The organism is Tabrizicola sp. BL-A-41-H6, assembly GCF_050632395.1.
Classification (GTDB): Bacteria; Pseudomonadota; Alphaproteobacteria; order Rhodobacterales; family Rhodobacteraceae; genus JAUYQR01.
In genome coordinates this window covers 263,383-284,559 of sequence record NZ_CP192600.1, presented here as the reverse complement: position 1 = coordinate 284,559, position 21,177 = coordinate 263,383, and the positions used below count along the sequence as shown (strand labels likewise).

The window sequence follows — 21,177 nt, the reverse complement described above, 5'->3', positions numbered from 1 at the left end:
TACTCTTACCCTGAAGGTTCCCCGAATGACCCCCGTCCTTGTCATGCGCGACATTTCCAAAAGCTTTGGCGGAACCGCTGCCTTGTCGGCGTTTTCCCTGACGCTTGAGCCGGGAAAGATCCACGCACTGGTGGGCGAGAATGGTGCCGGGAAATCCACCCTTATCAAGACGATGACCGGCATCTACCAGCCGGACAGCGGTGAGATCGTGATCGACGATAGCCCTGTCACCTTCCGTGGCACCGCAGACGCGCAGCGCGCAGGCGTCGCGGCGATCTATCAGGAGCCGATGGTGTTTCCTGACCTGTCGGTGGCCGAGAACATCTTCATTAGCCATCAGGACCGGCCAAAGCTGATCAACTGGACCGCGATGAACGACGAGGCGGCGGAGATGATCGCCCGTCTTGGTGTTACGCTTGACCCGCGCCGGGCAGCGGCGGAACTGACACTGGCCGAACAACAGACCGTCGAAATTGCGCGCGCCATTTCGCTGAACGTCCGGGTCTTGATCATGGACGAACCGTCGGCCTCCCTTTCGGACCATGAGGTCAAGCGGTTGTTCGGCATCGCGCGTGCCCTGCGAGACCAGGGTGTCGCGGTTCTATACATCTCGCACCGGCTGGAAGAGATATTCGCGCTGGCTGATACCGTTACAGTGATGCGCGACGGAAAGCACATTTCGACGCGACCGGTGCAAGAGGTTACCCAAGCCTCGATGATCGCCGAAATGGTCGGGCGCGACATGGCGGGCCGCTTTGCGCGCGAGCCTTCGAAGGATACCGGAGAGCGCCTGCTGAGCGTATCGAAGCTGAGGCGAAGCGGTGCATTCCGCGATGTGTCGTTTCACGTAAACCGCGGCGAGATCGTGTGTTTCTCGGGCCTCGTTGGTGCGCGGCGAACGGACGTGGGACTTGCGTTGTTCGGAGTGGAGCCTGCGGATGGCGGTCGGGTTGAACTTGGCGGCCAGTCGGTGACGATCAGCAGCCCGAAACAGGCGCAGGCGCTGGGCATTGCCTATGTGTCGGAGGACCGTCGAAAGCTTGGTCTGGCGCTGACCGAAGGGATCACAGCCAACATCACCCTGCCGATGCTGGGTAAATATGCCGGTGCCTTTGGCTGGCTGGACCGGATGCGCGAACTTGCCGACGCAACAGCCTTTCGCAAGCAGTTGAACATCAAGGCCGCGAACCTGACGGTTCCGGTCGGCACGCTGTCCGGTGGCAACCAGCAGAAGGTCATGCTGGCAAAGTGGCTGAACACCAAACCGCGCCTGCTTATCGTGGATGAACCGACACGCGGAATCGACGTCGGAGCAAAGGCGGAGGTTCACCAGATTCTTCGCTCGCTGGCGGCCGAGGGCGTGGCGATCATCATCATCTCTTCGGACCTGCCCGAGGTGCTTTCCTTGGCGGACCGGATCCTAGTGATGCGGGAAGGCCGGATCGTGGGCGAGTTCGCCGGCGACTCGGCGACAGATGAGGCCGTGATGCGGCTTGCTGTAGCGGCGGAGGTGGCGTGATGCGCATCCCGCTCAGCACGCTTCGGATCATTGTCCTTCTGTGCGTGTTCGCCGCGACAGTGCTGTTCTTTGCCAGCCAGATCGACGGCTACCTTAACGCGCGTCTGTTCAACCGCATTTCTGGGTCGGTTGCCGTGATCGCGCTAATTGCGGTTGGACAGGCCTTCGTTGTGCTGACGCGCAACATCGACCTTTCCATCGGATCAGTGGTGGGTTGCACCGCCTATTTCACCGGCGGCATCCTTATGGTCTACCCGAACTTGCCGCCCTTGCTGGTTCCGTTGCTGGCCATGCTGATCGGAGCGATGTTCGGGGCGCTGAACGGGTTCCTTGTAGCCCGCTTCCGGTTGCCGTCGATCATCGTGACGTTGGCGACGTTGGCGATCTTTCGGTCGGTCCTTGTTCAAAGCTCGGATGGATCTTCGATCACCACGGAGAGATTGCCGGTCTGGCTGACGAGTTTTGCCACGCAGAACGCCTTCAGCATCGGTGAGTTGCAGATGCGGTGGATCGTGGTGATATCGGTCGTGGTCGTCTTGGTGGCGCATGTCTTCCTGACGAGGTTCCGCGCGGGGCGGCAGTTCTTTGCGATCGGGTCCAACCCGGATGCGGCGGCCTTTGCCGGCATCAACGCGGGGCGGACAATCTTTCTGGCCTTCGTGATCTCAGGGGCGCTGGCGGGACTTGCCGGGTTCATGTTCTTGTCGCGCTTTGGAAACATCACCGTCGTCGCGGGGCTGGGGCTGGAGTTGAAGTCGGTCGGAGCAGTGGTTGTCGGGGGCGTCAACATCTTTGGCGGATCGGGGAACGTGTTGGGCGTTCTGATCGGCGCGGCGCTTATCGATGTGATCGACACTTCGCTTGTCCGCTGGGAAGTGGTCAGTGAATTCTGGCGCGAGGCGGTTCTTGGGCTGCTGATCCTGACCGCTGTCGCCGCCGATACCATGTTGATGCGGCGCTTGCTGAAACGAAAGACCGATGGAGGCCAGCAATGAGGCAGTTGCGATCGACGCTTGGCAGTTGGGAGGGGTTTCTGCTGGCAGTTCTGGTGCTGATCTATCTGGTCAATGCCATGAATTCTGCGGTGTTTCTGACCGTTGGCAACCAGATCAACATGTTCCAGCTATCGGTCGAAAAGATCATTGTGGCGCTGGTGATGACCTTCGTGATCATCAACGGCGAGATTGACCTGTCGGTCGCTTCGGTGATGGGTCTGGCGGCATGCGCCTTTGGCTGGCTGGTGCAGGCGGGGGTTCCCAGCGCGGGTGCTGTCGCCATTGCAATGGCGATTGGGTTTCTGTGCGGTGCGTTCAACGCATTCTTCATCGTGTGGTTCGGCATTCCGTCGCTCGTCGTCACGCTGGCCACGATGATCGCCTTTCGGGGGTTTGCCCGCGTGCTGGTCGAGGACCGGGGGATAAGCGACTTCCCCGATTGGTTCGACCGCCTGGGTCAGGGCGGGTTCATCGGTCCGGTTCCCTTCGCCATGGTGGTTTTTGCCGTTCTGGCGCTGATTGCCTACCTGTTGCTTCAACGGACGGCATTTGGCAGGAAGGTCTACTTCATTGGCGCCAACCGGGCCGTTGCCGAGTATTCCGGGCTGGACGTGAAGGTGGTGAAGGCCAAGATATTCATCGCCTCGGGTGTCATTTCCGCGCTTGCCGGGCTTTTGTTCGCCGCAAGGGTGGGTGCAGTTCGGGGCGACATCGCAAGTGGGTTCGAGCTTGACGTGATCACGATGGTGCTGCTTGGCGGGGTCAGCATTTTTGGTGGCGCAGGAACGATGTCCGGCACAATCCTGGCGATTCTTATCGTGCTGGCAATGCGAAACGGCATGGCGTTGCAGAACATCACCGGACACATCCAGACGGGAGTGCTGGGAGTGTTGCTGATCTTGTCGGTCATGGTTCCGATCATCCGCGAGACCGGAAGCCGAATGATGGCGAGGGCACGATGAAGCAACCGAAACTGCGCCTTGTGGCAACGCTTGCCGACCCGATCAGCAAGAAGTCGGTTTCGGAGATGGTGGTTCAGCGCATCCTCGATCTGGTGAAGGCAGGGCATCTTGCGGCAGGGGACAAACTGCCTTCCGAGCGCGACCTTGCCGAACAGCTTGATGTCAGCCGCCCCACCGTCCGCGAGGCGCTTCGGGCGCTTTCCATCCTTGGCGTTCTTGAGATCCGGCATGGGGGCGGGGTTTATGTCACAGCGCTGAATGCCGAAGAACTGCTGTCGCCGATGGACTTCTTTGTCTCTTTGAACGCGCAGAACATGGCTGAACTGTTCGATGCACGGATCTACTTCGAACCGATGCTCGCCGGTCTGGCGGCGGAACGGCTGACCGATGCCGCGCTGGAACGGCTGGCCACGCTGGTTGCCGCCCAAGTGGCCGACCCGGAAGACGCAGACGTGTTTCACGACACCGACGTGGAGTTCCACAAGACCATTCTTGAAGCCTCGGGCAACGATTTCCTTTCGCGGTTCGGTAAGCTGCTGCAGGTACTTGGCGATCAGGGACGACAAGCGTTTCAGAAACGAAAATCGATACGCCAGCAGTCGATCGAGGATCATCAGGTCATCCTGTCAGCCTTGCAGGCCCATGATCCGGTTGGTGCGCAGCGCGCGATGCGCCAGCACATGATCAACGTTCGCAACGCGCTACGGGAGGTGACAGGTGCGTAAGGCAAGAATAGCTGTTCTTGGCGCAGGCTGGTGGGGTGCGCACGTCTACATCCCTTCGCTGCTGGATGATCCGACCGTCGACCTCGTGGCCGTCAACCGCCGCGATCCCGTTGCGTTGAAGGAAATCACGGACAAGTTCGGCATCGCCCAGGGTTACACTGACTACCGTGAGCTTCTGGCGGTGGAAAAGCCTGACGGTGTGGTGATCGTGTCGCCCCACACGGTTCACCACGAGCAGGCCATGGCTGCGCTTGATGCGGGCGCGCATGTTCTGATCGACAAGCCGATGGCGACCAGCGCGGTGCAGGCACGGGAAATAGTCTCGAAGGCTGCAGAAAACGGGCTTCAGGTCGTGATTCCCTACGGCTGGAACTTCAAGGACTTTACCCGGCAAGCAGCCGATCTGATGCGCGCCGGAGAGATTGGCACCGTTAGGCATGTTGTATGCCAGATGGCCAGCCCGACCGAAGACCTGTTCGGCGGCCAGGGGCTGGTTGAGACGCGCGACCACATGTTCCAGCCGCGCAAGGACACGTGGGCCGATCCAGCGAACGCGGGCGGTTATGGCTGGGGGCAGCTTAGTCATGCGCTGGGCCTGATGTATGCGCTGGTCGATGATGCCCCAGCCGAGGTCTATGCGATTGCCGGCCGGTCGCCAGCAGGTGTCGATTGGTATGACGCGGCGACTTTGCGCTTGGCTTCCGGCGCAACGGCGGTTGTCTCGGGTTCATCGACCGTGCCGAAGCACTGCGGTTATCAGGTCGACATTCGCATCTTTGGATCTGAAGGGATGCTGTTGATCGACGTGGAGCGCGAGCGGATGGAGGTGCGGCGAAAGGATGGCCGCGACACTGTTCTGGATATCCCGAAGGGGCAGGGTGCTTATGAGTGTATCGAGCCGACCCAGCGTTTGGCGCAGATCTGCCTTGGGACGGCCGCCCGCAACGAGGCCCCCGGCATGATCGGCCAGCGCGCCGTCGAAACGCTGGACGCAATGTACCGATCTTTCGCTTCTGGCAGACCGGAGGCAGTCTGATGAAATGGCCGACCACCCGCGCCGATATCCTGAAGCCCGGCTTCTCCACCCCGCTGGACGCGCCGATGGTGCCGCCATTTCCCTTCACATTTCGTAACGCCGAAATCCTGACGCTGACTTATCGCACCGATCCGGCGGCGATCCGCGCATTGCTGCCAGAGCCGCTCGCCTCGACCGGGGATCGGGTGATGATCCACGTCTACAAGATGAACGATACCGATTGGCTCGGCCCCTATCACGAGGTCAACGTTATGGTCGGGGCGACGCTTCCCGGCAAGGCAACAGGAGCCTATTCGCCGTGGCTGTTCCTGTCGTCGGACATTGGCGTGGCCCACGGACGCGAGCTGCACGGCCAGCCGAAGAAACTTGGCAATCCCAAGCTGGAATTTCGCGGCGATCTGATAGTTGGCAGCCTTGAAAGAAACGGAATTGACGTGCTGACTGGGACCATGCCTTACAAGCAGACAAAGGCCGAGATCGCCGACCTTTCGGCAATCTTTCCCTTCGCCACCAATCTGAACCTGAAGGCTATCGACCATATCGACGGCACCCCGGCGATTCGCCAGCTGACCTCGCGCCAACTGGCCGAAGTGCAGGTGACGGAATGCTGGCGTGGCCCCTGCACGGTGGAGCTTCGGCCCAACGCGCAGGCACCGCTGCACCGCTTGCCAGTCGTTGAAATGCTGGACGGGTTTTACTGGAGTGCCACATTCACCCTCGTGCCAGGTGTCGTCCTGCACGATTATCTCACGGAGGTTTAGATGGCATCCTACGCATGGGTTCTGGGAGTCCGCCCCGGTTGCGAAGACGAATACAAGCAGCGCCACGATGATCTTTGGCCCGAAATGGACGCGACGCTGCGCCGGTCTGGCATAACCAGCTACCATATCTTCCGCCACGGTCTGACACTGTTCGGCTATTTCGAGACGGACGATCTGCAAGCCACGATCGACTACCTGAAAACAGACCCGATCAACGCGAAATGGTCGGAAAGCATGGCGCCGATCATGCAGATCGACATCGACAGCCGCACCGGCTTTCCTTTTCTCCTTCCCAAGCAATGGAGCCTCGATTGACCCTTTCAGGCAAAACCGCCCTCGTCACCGGCGGCAATCGCGGCATCGGGCTGGCGGCCGTCAAGGCACTGGCTGAGCTGGGCGCCACCGTCCACTTCACGGCCCGCACAGCCGCCAACATCGAAGCCGCACAGCGTGATCTTGGACCGGTCAAGGCAATTGGCCACCACGCCAACATGACTGACCGTGATGCCATGACTACCGTGCTGGACCACGGCTTCGACATTCTTGTGAACAACGCCGGGGTTATTGGACCGATCGGCAAGATGCTGGACATCTCGCCCGAGGAATGGGGCGCGAACATCGAAACCAACCTGATCGCCGCCTTTCATGCCACCCAGACCGCGATGCGCTACATGGTGGCTGGGGGTGGTGGCACCATCGTCAACCTTTCCTCCGGTGCGGCCCATCGCCCGATGGAAGGGTGGAGCGCCTATTGCTGCGGCAAGGCCGGCCTTGCGATGCTGACCCGCGCGATCCACGAGGAATATGCCGTACACGGCATCCGCGTCTTCGGGTTTGCGCCGGGTGTGGTGGATACGGACATGCAGGGGTCGATCCGCGCCTCCGGAATCAACCCGGTCTCGAAGATTCCGCGTGAAAACCTGGCACCTGCGGAGGAACCCGCCAGGGCTATCGCGTGGCTCTGCACCCCCGCCGCCAATGCGCTGGCCGGACAGGAAGTCGATGTACGCAACCCAGATCTGCGCAAGTCTGTCGGTCTGAGGGCATTGGAATGAAGCGGGTCGTCGTTACTGATGCCACGTTCCCCGACGTGACCAAGGAAGAAGTAGCCGCCCGCGCCGCCGGGGCGATCTTTGAGCGCCACGCCTGCAAGACCGCCGATGACGTTGCCGCAGCGATCAAGGGAGCTGACGTGGCCGTGGTTCAATTCGCCCCCCTGACCCGCCCCGCCATTGCGGGCATGGCGCCGGGCGGAACCGCTATCCGCTACGGTGTGGGCTATAACAACTTTGACGTGCCTGCGCTGAACGACTACGGGATCAAGGCGGCCTATGTGCCGGATTACTGCACCGCCGAGGTTGCAGACCACACCGCCGCTTCGATCCTTGCGCTATTGCGCAAGCTTCCCGCGCTGGACGCCTCCGTCCGCAAAGGTGACTGGGCCGCAGTGGGCATTGCCAAGCCGCTGAAAAGTTTCGCAGAAACCACAGTCGGATTCCTTGGGTTTGGCCGCATCGCGCAAGAGGTCGCTACCCGTCTGGCGCCGTTCGGCTTTCAGTTTCTCGCGCATGATCCCTACTTCACCGGCAGTTTTCGCCGTCTGACGCTGACCGATCTGTCCACGCTGTTGGCACAGTCGGATGCGCTGACCCTTCACGCCCCAGCAACGCCGGCAACCACAGGAATAATCAACGCCGTGAACCTTCGGAAGATGAAGCCCAGCGCCGTTCTGGTGAACACCGCCCGTGGCGATCTGGTCGACGAGGCTGCGTTGGCCCGCGCGCTGACAGATGGAATCATCGGGGGCGCGGCGCTGGATGTGTTCCAAACCGAACCCCTGCCCGCCGACAATCCGCTTCGCGCCGCGCCAAACCTTCTGCTCGGTCCCCATGCCGCGTGGTATTCCGATGTTGCGGTGGAACGGTTACAAAGCCTTGTCGCCGATGAAATCACCCGTGCGCTGACCGGGCAGGGCGTTCGTAAAGCTGTTCCCGGTTCCACCGCCTGACATGAAGGAAAGAAGATGAAGCTCCTCCGCTACGGCCCGCGCGGCCAGGAAAAACCCGGGATCATGGACGCCGCGGGCCAGATCCGCGATCTCTCCGGTGTCGTGGGCGACATTGCTGGTGATGTGCTGACGCGCCTGTCCGATTTGGCAAAGACCGACGTCAACTCGCTTCCAGTCGTCCAGGGCAACCCCCGCCTTGGCGCCTGCGTCGGCGGCACGGGGAAGTTCATCTGCATCGGCCTCAACTACTCCGACCACGCCGCTGAAACTGGCGCCACGGTCCCGCCGGAGCCGATCATCTTCATGAAGGCCACCTCTGCGATCTGTGGTCCGAACGACCCGATCCTGATTCCCCGCACGTCCGAAAAGACAGATTGGGAGGTTGAACTTGGCGTCGTCATCGGCAAGCCCGCGAAATACGTCTCGGAAGCCGAGGCGCTGAACCATGTCGCCGGGTATTGTGTGATCAACGACGTTTCCGAGCGCGCGTTTCAGACGGAACGCTCCGGCCAGTGGACCAAGGGAAAATCCTGCGACAACTTTGGCCAGACTGGCCCCTGGCTCGTGACGCCGGACGAAGTGGCTGATCCGCAGAACCTTGGCATGTGGCTGACGGTGAATGGCGAAAAGGTGCAGAACGGCTCGACCAAGACCATGGTCTACGGCGTGGCGCACCTTGTCAGCTATCTGTCGCAGTTCTTCACCCTGCACCCCGGCGACATTATCTCTACCGGAACGCCGCCCGGCGTCGGGCTTGGCATGAAGCCGCCGCGCTACCTAAAGGCTGGCGACGTGGTCGAGCTTGGCATCGAGGGCCTCGGCCAGCAGCGCCAGACCTGCGAGCAGGACTGACATGACCATCCGCAGTGTCGAAGCCATTCCGGTCGCCTACCCTGAACCGAATGACCATTCGCGACTGCGGTCGGTCTGCCTTGTGAAGATTACCACCGAGGACGGGGCGGTAGGCTGGGGCGAATGCTGCACCTACTTCCCCGAAGCGTCTCGGGCCGCCAAGGCGCTGGTCGACGGGTTGGCGGAACTGGTCGTCGGCAAGGACGAGCTGCACATCCACACCATCTGGCTGGCGATGAAGGAACACAGCTGGTGGTACGGCAACGGCGCCGGCATTGCCTCGCTCGCCGTTTCCGGCATCGACATCGCGCTTTGGGACTTGAAGGGAAAGGTGTTGAACTGCTCCCTTCTCGACCTGCTCGGCGGCCCGGCCAACGCCAGAATGCCTGCCATCGCCTCGATCCACGGCACCAAGGCCTCGATTCCTGCAATGGCCGACGACATTCAGAGCTATCTGTCTGGCGGGATGCAGGGCGTGAAGGTTGGCTTCGGCAAACGCGGGGACGCTCATCTGGGGTTTGACCACGACCGCGATGTGGAATTTGTGAAGACCGTCCGCGGGGCAATCGGCGACAAGCGCCTGATGATCGACCTTGGCATCAAGAATTTCTGGGACGTGCCCACCGCAATCCAGCGCGCCCAGGCCTTCGAGGACTACCGCGTCCACTGGCTGGAAGAACCGCTGGGCGACCATGACCCCGAAGGCTACAATGCCCTGCGCGCCGCGACTTCGCTGAAGATCGCCTATGGCGAGAAGGAGTGGAACCACAGGGGGGTGGAGCAGATCGTGACCTCTGGCACCGTCGATGTCATCGGCCTCGACCCCGGCCGCATCGAAGGCATCACCGGATTTCTGAAGGCTGCCGAAGTCTGCCACGCACATCGCAGGCAGGCCAACGCCCACAACTTTTCCACCGCCATTGTCTCTGCCGCCAGCCAGGCGCTCAGCTTCGCCTGCCCAGCGTGCAAGGAACTGGAACTGCAACCCGTCTACGGTCCGGCGCAGGCTGATCTGGTGGATAAACCCGTCTGGCACACTGATGGCTGGATCAACCTGCCAGAAGGACCCGGCTTGGGCATCCAGATCAACGAAGATCTGGTGCGGTCGGCAAGGCTTGACCGATGACCCACCTCGATTGGGGCCTTTTTGGCAAAACAGTCATCGTCACGGGCGCGACAGGCGCCATTGGCCGCGCCGTAGCAGAAGGCTTTGCCGAGGTTCGTGCCAAGGTCGCGCTGGTCGACCTTGACCAAGCCACTTGCGACGCCACAGCCCGCAGCCTTGGCGCAGAACACAAGGGCTACGGCGCCGACCTGCGCCAGATCGCCCAGCTGCCTGACCTTGTCAGCAGAATCGAGGCCGACCTCGGCCTGGCCACCACACTGGTCAACGTGGCCGGCATCATCGTGCGCACGGCTGACCTTTTCGCCGTCACGGAAGCTGACTGGGACGCACAGCATGATATCAACCTCAAGGCGCTGTTCTTTCTGACGCAGGCGTTCGCTCGCCGCTTGGCAGACACAGGAACCCCCGGCAGCGTGATCAACTATTCCAGCCAAGGCGCGCTTTCGGGCGGTTTCGGCGGATCGGTCGTCTACAACGCGACCAAGGGCGCGATCACCACCATGACGCGTGGCATGGCCCGAAGCTGGGCGCCGCTGAATATCCGCGTCAACAGCATCGCCCCCGGCCTTGTCGATACTCCCATGATGCACACGCCCGGGCAGACCGAATCCGATCGCGAGGTCATGATCCAGCAGATCCCGATGAAGCGCCTTGGCCTGCCTGATGATCACGTCGGCGCGACAGTTTTCCTTGCCTCGGATATGGCGCGCTACATGACCGGGGCGATGATCAACGTCTCGGGTGGGTTCCTGATGTACTGACGCATCCGGCGATCAATCGCCGCCAGAACCTAAAGCGGAACTTCAAGCGCCGCAGTGTGTTTTTTGTTCAGGCAGACAGGATCGGATGAAAACCATGACACCTAAGGCACGCACCGCGATGATTGTCGGCATCACCATCGCTTCACTGGCCGCGTTGACGATGCTGGGGCGCAAACGCTCCACTGACAACACGCCGTTCCGGCATGTTCGACCGGCTGGTCCTGAAATGATGCGCGATCAGCCGGAAGACTGGGACATCGTCGATGAACAGAGCGACGCCTCGTTTCCGGCAAGCGATCCGCCGGGGAATTACTGAAAGCGAGATCGCTAGGGCTTGAACGCTTCGGGGCCCCACAGATCGCCCAACCGTGCATCACGGCCACAAGCCTTGCGGTAGAACTTGTACGCGTTGGACTGCTTTTTCGGTCCGGCGCGCGTCAGCACGTAGTTGCTGCCCTTGTAGTAATCCTGATGATAGGCCTCGGCGACCCAGAATTTCCCGGCCGCCTTGACTGGAGTGACGACCTTCTGTCCAAGGGTGGCTTCAGCGTCGGCGATTGCATTTACGGCTGCGGATTTCTGGGCGTCGTTTGCGACGAAGATGGCAGTCCGGTAGGCTGGGCCCCGGTCGCAGAACTGACCGCCGGCATCGACAACGTCAACAGAGCGCAGGAACTTCGAGATGAGATCGGCATAGGAAATGACCGATGAATCGAAGGTGACTTCGACGGCCTCGTAATGCCCTTCGTGGTTTTCATACGTAGGATTTTGCAGCGAACCGCCGGTGTAACCGGAAACAACGCCTTTCACCCCGCGAACCGCTTCGAAATCAGATTCAACGCACCAGAAGCAACCCCCTGCGACGATGGCCTTTTCGGTCTGGGCCGATGCGATACCGGTCATTGCCCAAAGTAGCACGACTGCCAACTTCCACATGCTGTGTTCCCTATTCTGCTGAACTACACTGAGCGACCGCAACGCATCGCGTCCACTCACCGAGGCGTGACCTCACCAAAGGGTGATCCTGCCTCTTCACCTTCGCAGCATCCCGCCTTACCGTCGCGCAAACGGGGGCGCTTATGACCGACAATGTTTCAACGCATCAGGCCGAGGAAGATGCGCGCAACGAGGCGATCCAGATCTGGGTGAATGGCCGGGTCGTGCCAAAGGCCGAGGCGATGGTATCGGTTTACGATTCCGGGTTCATGCTGGGCGATGGCGTGTGGGAAGGCATTCGCCTTTACAACAACCGCTGGTCGTTCCTTGACGAACATATCGACCGCCTGTTCGAGGCCGCCAAGGCGATCGACCTCGACATCGCACGCAGCAAGGACGAGGTGATCGCCGCAGTGCTGGAAACGCAGCGCGCGAACGCCATGACCACCGATGCCCACGCCCGCCTGATGGTGACGCGCGGCGTCAAGACCAGGCCGTTCCAACACCCGAAGCTGAGCCAGCGTGGACCGACGATGGTCATCATCATGGAACATTCACGCCAGAAATTGCCCCGTCCGATCCGCCTTGCCACCGTTCCGCACATGCGCGGGCTGCCGATGACGCAGGACCCCAAGCTGAACTCCCACTCAAAGCTGAACTGCATTCTGGCTTGCATTGCCGCCGAAAAGGCCGGTGCGGACGAGGCTCTGATGCTGGATGTGCATGGATTTGTGAACACGACCAACGCCTGCAACTTCTTCATCGTGCGCAAAGGCGAAGTTTGGACCAGCACTGGCGATTACTGCATGAATGGCATCACCCGGCAGAAGGTGATCGACCTGTGCCGCGCCAACGGCATACCGGTTTATGAGCGGAACTTTTCGCTGGTCGACACCTATTCGGCGGACGAAGCGTTTCTGACAGGCACCTTCGGCGCCCAGACCCCGGTGGGTTCGATTGATGGCCGGATCATCGGGAGCGGCGAGATCGGCCCTACCACTGAACGCCTGCGCGGGCTATACAAGGCAATGGTGGGTGCATGAAGATCGCGATGTGGTCCGGGCCGCGCAACCTGTCCACCGCGATGATGTACGCCTTTGCCTCGCGCGGGGATTGCGCGGTCAGCGACGAGCCCTTCTACGCCGCCTACCTTGCTGCCACCGGCATCGACCACCCGATGCGGGAAGAGGTTATGGCAGCGCAGCCGATTGACCCGACGGTTGTTGCCCGGCATTGCATCGGGCCGAACCCTGCCGGAAAGCCGCTTTGGTATCAAAAGCACATGACCATGCACATGATCCCGGAGTTTGACCGCGGGTTCATGCGTCAGCTGACGAATGTTTTCCTGATCCGCCATCCGGCGCGGGTCATAGCCAGCTATGCCAGAAAGCGCGAGTCGCCGACTTTGGCGGACATCGGGTTTTTGCAGCAGGCCGAGCTTTTCGATCAGGTTGCAGATGATCTCGGGCGCGCGCCGCTGGTGATCTCGGCCGAGGATATCCGTGCGAATCCGAGAGTAGCGCTGGAGAGGTTGTGTTTTGCCTTGGGGATAGGTTTTGTTCCGGGAATGATCTCTTGGACGAAAGGTCCAAAGCCCTACGACGGGGTTTGGGCGCCGCACTGGTACAACGCGGTGCATGGCTCGACCGGGTTCGAAGATCCCGAAGGTTCGCTACCCGACCTAACTGTTGCCAACGACCGGTTGGTGCAGCAGGCGATGGAGTCTTACGAACATCTGCTTGCCTTCAAGCTGTGAACGCTTTCGCAAGCGGTGCATTGCGTTAGGGGCGCTTCACTCGCGCGTTTCGGGTTGCGATAAGCTTCAGTCGAAGCGCATTCAGCTTGATGAAGCCAGCAGCATCCTTTTGGTCGTATGCGCCGGCATCTTCCTCGAAGGTGACGTGCTTTTCCGAATAAAGGCTATGATCCGACCAACGCGCAACCGTCCGCGCCGAACCCTTGTACAGTTTGACCCTTACCGTGCCGGTCACGTGTTCTTGGCTCTTGTCGATCAAGGCTTGCAGCATTTCCCGTTCCGGGCTGAACCAGAATCCGTTGTAAATAAGTTCTGCGTAACGCGGCATGATGCTGTCCTTGAGGTGCCCGGCACCAGCATCAAGGGTGATCTGCTCGATTCCGCGGTGTGCCTCGAGCAGGATCGTACCGCCCGGGGTTTCATAAAGCCCACGGGATTTCATGCCGACGAAGCGGTTTTCCACCAGATCAAGAAGGCCGACGCCGTGCTTTCCGCCGACTTCGTTAAGCCGGGTCAGGATTGTCGCCGGGCTTAGCGTCTCGCCGTTGATCGATACTGCGTCACCACGCTCGAAGCCAATTTCAACGTATTCTGGCGTATCTGGTGCCTTTTCGACCGGCGTGACGCGCTGATAGACGAATTCCGGCGCTTCTTCGGCGGGGTTCTCAAGCACCTTGCCCTCGGATGAGGTGTGCAGAAGGTTGGCGTCAACCGAAAACGGCGCTTCGCCCCGCTTGTCCTTAGCAATCGGAATCTGGTTGGTTTCAGCAAATTCCAACAGCTTCGTGCGGCTTGTCAGATCCCACTCGCGCCACGGTGCGATCACCCGGATCGAGGGGTTCAGGGCATAGGCCGACAGTTCGAACCGGACCTGGTCGTTGCCCTTGCCGGTTGCACCGTGAGCGACCGCATCAGCGCCCGTTTCGGCAGCGATCCGCACCAGATGTTTTGAAATCAGCGGGCGGGCTATCGACGTGCCAAGGAGGTAGAGGCCTTCGTACAGCGCGTTGGCACGAAACATCGGGAACACGAAGTCGCGGACAAATTCTTCCCTGACGTCGACGATGTGGATATTCTCGGGCTTGATCCCCAGAAGGATCGCCTTTTGGCGCGCCGGCTCCAGTTCTTCGCCTTGTCCGAGGTCAGCGGTGAACGTGACAACTTCACAGCCATATTCGGTCTGCAGCCACTTCAGGATGATCGAGGTATCGAGACCACCGGAATAGGCAAGCACGACTTTCTTGGGTGCGGACATTGGCGCCTCTTGGGAAAACGATTTGCGCCGCGTGTATTGCGTTTTTCCTTGACCGGCAAGGGCGAGGGCATGTCGCCGTCGCCGTCATTCATTGCCGGGATGAGGGGCTGGATGTGTTGACGAGCGGGCTGCAAATGTCTTGCGTCGTGCGGGAGGGACGGTAACAAGGGCCGTGGCCGGGCAGCCAGCCTGACCGACCTTGACCCCAGATAAAAGCTGAGAGCCAGCCGTGACACAATTTCCCGATGCTGCACGCAGGGCGACGGAAGCGTTGCGCGACCTGTTCCCGCCAACCCCCTTGCAGCGCAACGAGCATCTTTCGCAGCGCTATGGAGCGGACATCTGGTTGAAGCGCGAGGATCTAACCCCGGTCCGCAGTTATAAACTTCGCGGCGCGTTCAATGCGATGCGCAAGATACGCGTCACAAATCCGCGGCAGCGGACATTCGTCTGTGCCAGTGCGGGCAACCATGCTCAGGGCGTTGCGTTCGCCTGCCGACATTTTGGCGTGAACGGAACGATCTTCATGCCGGTGACTACGCCACAGCAGAAGATCGACAAGACCTTAGCGTTCGGCGGGCAGAACGTTCGGATCGAACTGACCGGCGACTATTTCGACCAGACTCTGGCGGCCGCCCAATCATTCTGTCGTGAGACAAGCGCGCATTTTCTGTCGCCTTTTGACGACGCCGACGTGATCGAAGGGCAGGCGAGCGTCGGGGTAGAAATCCTTGAACAACTGCAAGACCCGCCTGACCTTGTCATCCTTCCGGTCGGTGGGGGCGGGTTGTCAGCAGGGGTAACGTCCTATCTGCGAGAGGTCGCCCCGTCTGTGGATTTCCGGTTTGTCGAACCTTTGGGCGGGGCCAGCCTGATGGCTGCGCTGCGGGAGGGCGGGCCGGTGAAACTGCCCCGCGTCAACAGTTTCGTTGACGGGGCGGCGGTAGCGCGACTGGGCGATCTGACCTACCAGAGGCTTGGCTGGGCCACACGCGATCAGGTCCTGCTCGCGCCGGAAGACCGGATCTGCGTCACGATGATCGAGATGCTGAACGTCGAAGGCATCGTGCTTGAGCCTGCCGGCGCGCTGTCCGTCGATGTGTTGCCGGAGCTGGCCGATGAGATTCGCGGCAAGTGCGTGGTCTGCGTGACGTCGGGCGGAAACTTTGATTTCGAGCGGCTGCCTGAGGTGAAGGAGCGCGCGCAAAGATACTCGGGCCTGAAGAAGTATTTCATCCTTCGGATGCCGCAGCGCCCCGGCGCGCTGAAAGAGTTTCTGTCCATGCTGGGCCCCGATGATGATATCGCCCGGTTTGAATACCTGAAGAAATCGGCCCGCAACTTTGGCTCGGTTCTGATCGGAATCGAGACACGGAATGCAGAAAACTTCCGTACCTTCACCGAGCGGATGGATGCAGCTGATTTGGCTTACCGCGACATCACATCAGACGAAGCGCTGGCGGAGTTCTTGATCTAGGCTGCGGATTCATTGGGTAGGCGGGCGATGAACGCGGCCCGCGACGCTGTGTAGACGGCAGTGAGGTGCCCACGATCGAATTGGTCAGCGTCGCCGGATAAGGCAAGTTTTTCGCCGTCCTGACATAGCCGTGCAAGGTCGGCCAAACCCAGATTCAGCGCGCTGCCCTTCAGAAAATGCAGCAGGGACCCAATCTGACCGGGTGGGGGCCCGGCCGACAACAGTTCAATCGTCTGGTCGGCCTCTTCCAGAAACATCCCTGCGACATCCAGAAAATCATCGGCGCCGATTTCGTCGCGAAGCTGCTCTACCCGATTCCAGTCGATCATCGCCCACTCCTCCCCTGCGAGGCCAATTTCCCGTGATCCTGCGCAAAGCTGCCTAAGAATCAGTAACCGGAGCATGGGATTGAATATTCAATCTTAATGTTCACGTTGTCTTAAGCCGCATCCCCGACCCTTCATTCAACCGATGAAGGAGCAACAATTGCTGGCCAATCTGCCAGAAGACATCATGCGCATACCTGAAAGCGCTTCTGCGCTAACCTTGACCGTGCTCATCGTGGACGACAGTCGCGCCCAGCGTCACATGGTGGCAATGCAGTTGCGGCGGTGGGGCTATGTGGTGATCGAGGCGGAGTCTGGCCTTGCTGCGCTGGAGGCGTGCCGGGTGGCGCAAGTCGATATCGTCATCAGCGACTGGATGATGCCGGGCTTGTCCGGGCTGGAATTCTGCAAAGCCTTTCGCGCGCTGGACAGGCAATCCTACGGCTATTTCGTTCTGCTGACCTCGAAATCGGAAAAGACTGAAATCGCAGACGGGCTGGAGGCAGGGGCCGACGATTTTCTCACCAAGCCGGTCAGCGGTGGCGAACTGCGCGCCCGGCTTCGTGCGGGCGAACGGATGCTTTCGATGCAGGCAGAGTTGTTGGCGAAGAACCGCATGATCGTCAGCACGCTTGAAGAATTACAGGCGATCTACGATTCTCTGGACCGTGACCTGATCGAGGCGCGCAAGGTGCAGCAGACGCTGATCCGCGACCGGCTGCAGGATTTCGGGGCAGCGAAAGTTGCGCTTTTGCTGCGAAACTCGGGCCGGGTGGGCGGTGATCTGGTCGGGTCGTTCCGCATCGATCCGCACCGGATTGCCATTTATGCGATCGACGTATCCGGCCATGGCGTTGCGTCGGCAATGATGACAGCTCGATTGGCGGGCCTGTTGACCGGGTCGACGCCAGACCAGAACCTCGTCTTTCGCAAGACAACTGACGGAGGGCACGAAGCGCTAGCACCCGCCTGCGTGATGGACCGGTTCAACCGTCTGATGCTGGACGAAATCCAGGTGGAGCAATACTTCACAATGGCTTACGCCGAGATTGACCTGCAGGATGGAACCACCCGGATAGCCCAGGCCGGCCACCCGCATCCCGCAGTCTTGCGGCGGTCCGGCAAGGTGGAGCTCGTGGGGAAGGGTGGGCTTCCGATAGGCCTTATTCCGTTCGCCGAATTCGAGACCGTTACCGTTCAGCTAGCCCCGGGCGACCGGCTTATCCTGATCTCGGACGGGGTGACGGAGTGTCCGGGGCTAAATGGGGCCGATTTCGGCGATGCCGGTCTGGCAAGAAGCCTTGCCCGGTCCGCCCATTTGGACGGGCCGGAAATCCTGCAAGCTCTGGTCTGGGATCTGGTTGAACACTTTGGTGGCGATTCGTTTCCCGACGACGTGTCGGGCGTGTCGCTGGAGTACTCAGGATACGGCGCGCGCCAATAGTGCCCTGTCGCCAGCATTGCCCAAAAGGGTGAGTGCCTCATCCACTGGCAACCAGACGGCGCTGTGGCCCGGCTCGCTGGGCGGGCCAAGCCGCAGGATCGGTTGCGCAAGGTAGATGGTGCAGACCTTTTCTGCCCATAGGTCGTACTCCGGCATGTAGGTGAACCGTCTGAAGGCGCCGATTCGTCTACGTATGGCGATTTTCCAGCCCGTCTCTTCAATGACTTCGCGGTGCAAGGCTGCGATCGGGTGTTCGCCTTGGTCGATACCCCCGCCGGGCAGTTGAAACTCTGGCAACGGGTCGGCCTGGTGCGTGACAAGGATGCTGTCGCCCCGCAAAAGTACGGCATAAACACCTGGCCGGCGCTTGTATCGGATGCCCGTCTTCACGGCTTCGCCATATCTTCTGATCATGTTCACCCCTTGGACCGCCAGTTGCCCTGCCTATATAGCCGCGATATGCCATGCTGGCACTCTTAGGAAATCCCATGACCATCGGCTCCAAACTCGCCTGGGACGATACCGTCCTGCCATTCCAGCTTGACGTGACCGGCATCCGTGGACGGGTCGCCCGGCTTGACGGTGTGCTGGACCAGGTCTTGAATCAGCACGCCTATCCGCCTGTGATCGAAGCGCTGGTTGCGGAGGCGGCACTGCTGACTGCCCTGATCGGCCAAGCGGTAAAGCTGCGCTGGAAGTTGTCGCTGCAGATCCGTGGCAACGGCCCTGCGCGCCTTATCGCCACCGACTATTATGGTCCGACAAAGGAAGGCGAGCCTGCGCGCATTCGGGCATATGCCAGTTACGACGCGGAGCGGCTTGACGAGTCTGCGGATCCGTTCAGCCAGATCGGACAGGGTTACTTTGCCGTGATGCTGGATCAAGGCGAAGGCATGGTGCCCTACCAAGGGTTCACACCGATTGCGGGTAGCTCGCTTTCGCATTGCGCCGAGACGTATTTCGCGCAGTCAGAGCAGCTTCCGACACGGTTCTCGCTGACTTTCGGGCAGGTTCGTGAACCTGGCCAAGCCGCCAGATGGCGGGCCGGTGGCGTGATGTTGCAGCATATGCCGCAGGTTGGCGGTTCCGTTGCGGCCGAGGCGGGCTCTGGCGAAGGTGGGTTGCTGACTCACGTGGACATTCTGGCCGGCGACGCGAGCGAAAACTGGACGCGCGCAAATATCCTGCTCGATACGGTCGAAGACATGGAATTGATCGGGCCGCATGTTGCGCCGACGGACCTCCTCGTCAGGCTGTTTCACGAGGAAGGGCCGCGCGCCTTCGAATCGCAACCGGTGCGGTTCGGATGTTCCTGTTCGCCTGAAAAAGTGCGGCAGACGATGTCGATCTATTCGCAGAAAGACATCAGCAAGATGACCACAACGGAAGGGATCGTGACCGCAGACTGCCAGTTCTGCAGTGCGCATTACGAGTTCGATCCCAAGACGCTGGGCTTTGAAGGCACTGATCCGACATGACGGAAACGGCAGAAGCGCGCTTGATCAAAGCACTGTCGCTTCCTGCCGGGCCGTCGTCGGATTTTGATCTGAACGTTGAACTCCGGCCAAGCGAGGGTGGCTTGCGGCCTGCAGCAGTGCTTGTTGCAATCACCGGAACGAGCCTGCTTTTGACAAAACGCGCGTCGCACCTGAAACACCACGCCGGGCAGATTGCCTTTCCGGGCGGCAAAGTCGATCCCGAGGACGTTTCGGTCGAAAGGGCTGCCTTGCGCGAAGCTAGAGAGGAAATCGGCCTTCCCGAGGAAAGCGTCCATCTTTTGGGGCAATTGCCAACGCATGAAACTGTCACCGGCTTTACCGTGACGCCGATTCTGGCAGTGGTGCGGCGTGCTTTCCAGCCAGTTCCCGAACGCGGAGAGGTGGACGAGGTTTTCGAGGTTCCGCTTGATCACGTCCTGAACCCCGCAAACTTCGCCATCGAACGCAGGCTTTGGAAAGGCGAATGGCGCAGGTACTACGTGGTGCCTTATGGGCCCTATTACATCTGGGGAGCGACGGCCCGCATCCTTCGCGGGCTTGCCGACCGGTGTGAGCGATGAGGGTTTCTGGTGATTGGCTATCCCATCCGGGCACGCAGGCACTGTGTGGCTTGCTTGAACGCGAAGGCCGAAAGGCGTTTCTGGTGGGCGGTTGTGTCCGCAACGCCCTCTTGGGGGTGCCTGTCGCAGATATCGACATAGCCACCGACGCAGTGCCGGATGAGGTGATGGCCCTTGCCGCGCACGCGGGTCTAAAGGTGGTTCCAACCGGTCTGAGCCACGGCACTGTCACCGTCATTGTCGAAGGCAGACCGCACGAAGTGACCACGCTTCGGCGGGACGTAACGACAGACGGTCGGCATGCAGAGGTGGAATTTTCAACCGATGTGACAGAAGACGCAAGCCGCCGCGATTTCACTATGAACGCACTTTACGCGACAAGAGCGGGCGAGGTGCTGGACCCGATCGGAGGTCTGCCCGACCTTCTGGCGCGGCGCGTCCGGTTTGTCGGCGATCCAGAGCGCCGGATACGCGAGGATTATCTTCGCATCCTGCGGTTCTTTCGGTTCCACGCCCAGTACGGCGATGAGTGGGCGGGTCTCGACAAGCCCGGGCTGCGGGCCTGTGCCATGCATGTTGCCGGTCTGGATACGCTTTCGCGCGAACGGATCGGTGCCGAGATCAGAAAACTTCTGTCAGCGCGAAACCCGGCACCAACGCTTTTGGCAATGGACCAGATTGGTGTTCTGGAGCGGGTTCTTCCCGGCGCCGACCTTGACGCCTTTGCGAGATTGGCTGCGCTGGAGGAGGGTGCGCCACCGGATTGGATGCGCCGGCTTGCCTGTCTGGGGGGTGCGGTAGTCGCCGATCTGCGTCTGTCAAAGGCCGAACGTCGTCGTATCAATGCAATAGACCGGGCTGCCGCGTCGGACCTTGGTCCGGCGGCGATTGGTTGGGAACTTGGACGGGAGACTGGCCGCAGTGCAGTGATCGTGCGTGCGGCGCGTTCGGGACTTGGCTTGTCGGCGGGATGGGCGGAAGACGTTGATCGAGGTGCTGCCGCGACGTTTCCGATCAAGGCCGCTGATCTTCATCCGCTTGCGGGGCCTGATCTTGGGGCCCGCTTGGCCAGCCTCACTGACCTTTGGCTGCGGTCGGATCTGCGGCTTACGCGGAACGAACTTCTTCGCTAGCGGTTTCCCTTGACCGTAACCCAGACTATATCCCGTTCTCGACGCG

General features: G+C 60.7%; 24 protein-coding genes. 20 read left to right on the top strand and 4 right to left on the bottom strand.

Going from position 1 to position 21,177, the window contains the following annotated elements; translation table 11 throughout:
- Nucleotides 1–25 precede the first annotated feature (25 nt).
- The 13 genes from ACROUL_RS01345 to ACROUL_RS01285 all read left to right on the top strand — a co-directional run bounded on the left by ACROUL_RS01345 (nucleotide 26) and on the right by ACROUL_RS01285 (nucleotide 11,061).
- A complete protein-coding gene (locus ACROUL_RS01345; RefSeq protein WP_431297764.1) occupies nucleotides 26–1,519 on the top strand; it encodes a sugar ABC transporter ATP-binding protein in 1,494 nt (497 codons plus the stop codon).
- Nucleotides 1,519–2,514, top strand: a complete 996-nt coding sequence (locus ACROUL_RS01340; protein WP_431297763.1) for an ABC transporter permease — start codon at nucleotides 1,519–1,521, stop codon at nucleotides 2,512–2,514. The genes ACROUL_RS01345 and ACROUL_RS01340 overlap by 1 nt, the downstream gene beginning before the upstream one ends.
- Nucleotides 2,511–3,476 carry an ABC transporter permease gene (locus ACROUL_RS01335; protein WP_431297762.1) on the top strand — a complete coding sequence of 322 codons (966 nt, stop codon included), beginning with the start codon at nucleotides 2,511–2,513 and terminating at the stop codon, nucleotides 3,474–3,476. The genes ACROUL_RS01340 and ACROUL_RS01335 overlap by 4 nt, the downstream gene beginning before the upstream one ends.
- Nucleotides 3,473–4,201, top strand: a complete 729-nt coding sequence (locus tag ACROUL_RS01330; protein ID WP_431297761.1) for a FadR/GntR family transcriptional regulator — start codon at nucleotides 3,473–3,475, stop codon at nucleotides 4,199–4,201. The genes ACROUL_RS01335 and ACROUL_RS01330 overlap by 4 nt, the downstream gene beginning before the upstream one ends.
- Nucleotides 4,194–5,237, top strand: a complete 1,044-nt coding sequence (locus ACROUL_RS01325) for a Gfo/Idh/MocA family protein (RefSeq protein WP_431297760.1) — start codon at nucleotides 4,194–4,196, stop codon at nucleotides 5,235–5,237. Before ACROUL_RS01330 ends, ACROUL_RS01325 begins: the two co-directional genes overlap by 8 nt.
- Nucleotides 5,237–5,998 (top strand): acetoacetate decarboxylase, encoded by a 762-nt coding sequence (locus tag ACROUL_RS01320; protein WP_431297759.1) that lies wholly within the window; start codon nucleotides 5,237–5,239, stop codon nucleotides 5,996–5,998. The genes ACROUL_RS01325 and ACROUL_RS01320 overlap by 1 nt, the downstream gene beginning before the upstream one ends.
- Nucleotides 5,999–6,313 carry an L-rhamnose mutarotase gene (locus ACROUL_RS01315; RefSeq protein WP_431297758.1) on the top strand — a complete coding sequence of 105 codons (315 nt, stop codon included), beginning with the start codon at nucleotides 5,999–6,001 and terminating at the stop codon, nucleotides 6,311–6,313.
- Complete coding sequence (locus ACROUL_RS01310; protein ID WP_431297757.1) at nucleotides 6,310–7,053, top strand: SDR family NAD(P)-dependent oxidoreductase; 744 nt, start codon at nucleotides 6,310–6,312, stop codon at nucleotides 7,051–7,053. Before ACROUL_RS01315 ends, ACROUL_RS01310 begins: the two co-directional genes overlap by 4 nt.
- Nucleotides 7,050–8,006, top strand: a complete 957-nt coding sequence (locus ACROUL_RS01305; RefSeq protein ID WP_431297756.1) for a C-terminal binding protein — start codon at nucleotides 7,050–7,052, stop codon at nucleotides 8,004–8,006. The genes ACROUL_RS01310 and ACROUL_RS01305 overlap by 4 nt, the downstream gene beginning before the upstream one ends.
- 15 nt (nucleotides 8,007–8,021) lie before the next feature.
- Nucleotides 8,022–8,858, top strand: a complete 837-nt coding sequence (locus ACROUL_RS01300) for a fumarylacetoacetate hydrolase family protein (protein ID WP_431297755.1) — start codon at nucleotides 8,022–8,024, stop codon at nucleotides 8,856–8,858.
- Nucleotide 8,859: 1 nt separating this feature from the next.
- Nucleotides 8,860–9,984, top strand: coding sequence for a mandelate racemase/muconate lactonizing enzyme family protein (locus tag ACROUL_RS01295; RefSeq protein WP_431297754.1), 1,125 nt, complete (start codon nucleotides 8,860–8,862; stop codon nucleotides 9,982–9,984).
- Nucleotides 9,981–10,745, top strand: a complete 765-nt coding sequence (locus ACROUL_RS01290; protein ID WP_431297753.1) for an SDR family NAD(P)-dependent oxidoreductase — start codon at nucleotides 9,981–9,983, stop codon at nucleotides 10,743–10,745. Before ACROUL_RS01295 ends, ACROUL_RS01290 begins: the two co-directional genes overlap by 4 nt.
- 94 nt (nucleotides 10,746–10,839) lie before the next feature.
- Entirely contained in the window at nucleotides 10,840–11,061 is a 222-nt protein-coding gene (locus ACROUL_RS01285; protein ID WP_431297752.1) for a hypothetical protein, read from the top strand.
- A gap of 11 nt (nucleotides 11,062–11,072) precedes the next feature.
- Here the strand turns inward: ACROUL_RS01285 and msrA are convergent, their stop codons facing one another.
- Complete coding sequence (msrA, locus tag ACROUL_RS01280) at nucleotides 11,073–11,681, bottom strand: peptide-methionine (S)-S-oxide reductase MsrA (RefSeq protein WP_431301219.1); 609 nt, start codon at nucleotides 11,679–11,681, stop codon at nucleotides 11,073–11,075.
- 143 nt (nucleotides 11,682–11,824) lie between these two features.
- On the opposite strand from msrA, the gene ACROUL_RS01275 reads away from it, so the two are divergent.
- Nucleotides 11,825–12,724: a D-amino acid aminotransferase gene (locus ACROUL_RS01275; protein WP_431297751.1), complete on the top strand. Its 900-nt coding sequence runs from the start codon at nucleotides 11,825–11,827 to the stop codon at nucleotides 12,722–12,724.
- On the top strand, nucleotides 12,721–13,437 hold the full coding sequence (locus ACROUL_RS01270; RefSeq protein ID WP_431297750.1) for an HAD family hydrolase: 717 nt from the start codon (nucleotides 12,721–12,723) through the stop codon (nucleotides 13,435–13,437). Before ACROUL_RS01275 ends, ACROUL_RS01270 begins: the two co-directional genes overlap by 4 nt.
- Before the next feature lie 25 nt (nucleotides 13,438–13,462).
- Here ACROUL_RS01270 and ACROUL_RS01265 read toward each other — a convergent pair whose 3' ends face one another.
- Entirely contained in the window at nucleotides 13,463–14,692 is a 1,230-nt protein-coding gene (locus ACROUL_RS01265) for an argininosuccinate synthase (protein ID WP_431297749.1), read from the bottom strand.
- A gap of 229 nt (nucleotides 14,693–14,921) precedes the next feature.
- On the opposite strand from ACROUL_RS01265, the gene ilvA reads away from it, so the two are divergent.
- Nucleotides 14,922–16,169: a threonine ammonia-lyase IlvA gene (ilvA, locus tag ACROUL_RS01260; RefSeq protein WP_431297748.1), complete on the top strand. Its 1,248-nt coding sequence runs from the start codon at nucleotides 14,922–14,924 to the stop codon at nucleotides 16,167–16,169.
- Here ilvA and ACROUL_RS01255 read toward each other — a convergent pair.
- Nucleotides 16,166–16,498, bottom strand: a complete 333-nt coding sequence (locus ACROUL_RS01255; protein WP_431297747.1) for an Hpt domain-containing protein — start codon at nucleotides 16,496–16,498, stop codon at nucleotides 16,166–16,168. The two genes, ilvA and ACROUL_RS01255, sit on opposite strands and share 4 nt — an antisense overlap.
- 184 nt (nucleotides 16,499–16,682) lie before the next feature.
- On the opposite strand from ACROUL_RS01255, the gene ACROUL_RS01250 reads away from it, so the two are divergent.
- Nucleotides 16,683–17,939 carry a PP2C family protein-serine/threonine phosphatase gene (locus ACROUL_RS01250; RefSeq protein WP_431297746.1) on the top strand — a complete coding sequence of 419 codons (1,257 nt, stop codon included), beginning with the start codon at nucleotides 16,683–16,685 and terminating at the stop codon, nucleotides 17,937–17,939.
- Here the strand turns inward: ACROUL_RS01250 and ACROUL_RS01245 are convergent.
- Nucleotides 17,916–18,353 (bottom strand): NUDIX hydrolase, encoded by a 438-nt coding sequence (locus ACROUL_RS01245; protein ID WP_431297745.1) that lies wholly within the window; start codon nucleotides 18,351–18,353, stop codon nucleotides 17,916–17,918. The genes ACROUL_RS01250 and ACROUL_RS01245 overlap by 24 nt on opposite strands.
- Nucleotides 18,354–18,427: 74 nt before the next feature.
- On the opposite strand from ACROUL_RS01245, the gene ACROUL_RS01240 reads away from it, so the two are divergent.
- The 3 genes from ACROUL_RS01240 to ACROUL_RS01230 are packed head-to-tail and all read left to right on the top strand — an operon-like array spanning nucleotide 18,428 to nucleotide 21,131.
- On the top strand, nucleotides 18,428–19,417 hold the full coding sequence (locus ACROUL_RS01240; RefSeq protein WP_431297744.1) for an Hsp33 family molecular chaperone HslO: 990 nt from the start codon (nucleotides 18,428–18,430) through the stop codon (nucleotides 19,415–19,417).
- Nucleotides 19,414–19,998, top strand: coding sequence for a CoA pyrophosphatase (locus ACROUL_RS01235; protein ID WP_431297743.1), 585 nt, complete (start codon nucleotides 19,414–19,416; stop codon nucleotides 19,996–19,998). Before ACROUL_RS01240 ends, ACROUL_RS01235 begins: the two co-directional genes overlap by 4 nt.
- Nucleotides 19,995–21,131, top strand: a complete 1,137-nt coding sequence (locus tag ACROUL_RS01230) for a CCA tRNA nucleotidyltransferase (RefSeq protein WP_431297742.1) — start codon at nucleotides 19,995–19,997, stop codon at nucleotides 21,129–21,131. Before ACROUL_RS01235 ends, ACROUL_RS01230 begins: the two co-directional genes overlap by 4 nt.
- Nucleotides 21,132–21,177: the final 46 nt, after the last annotated feature.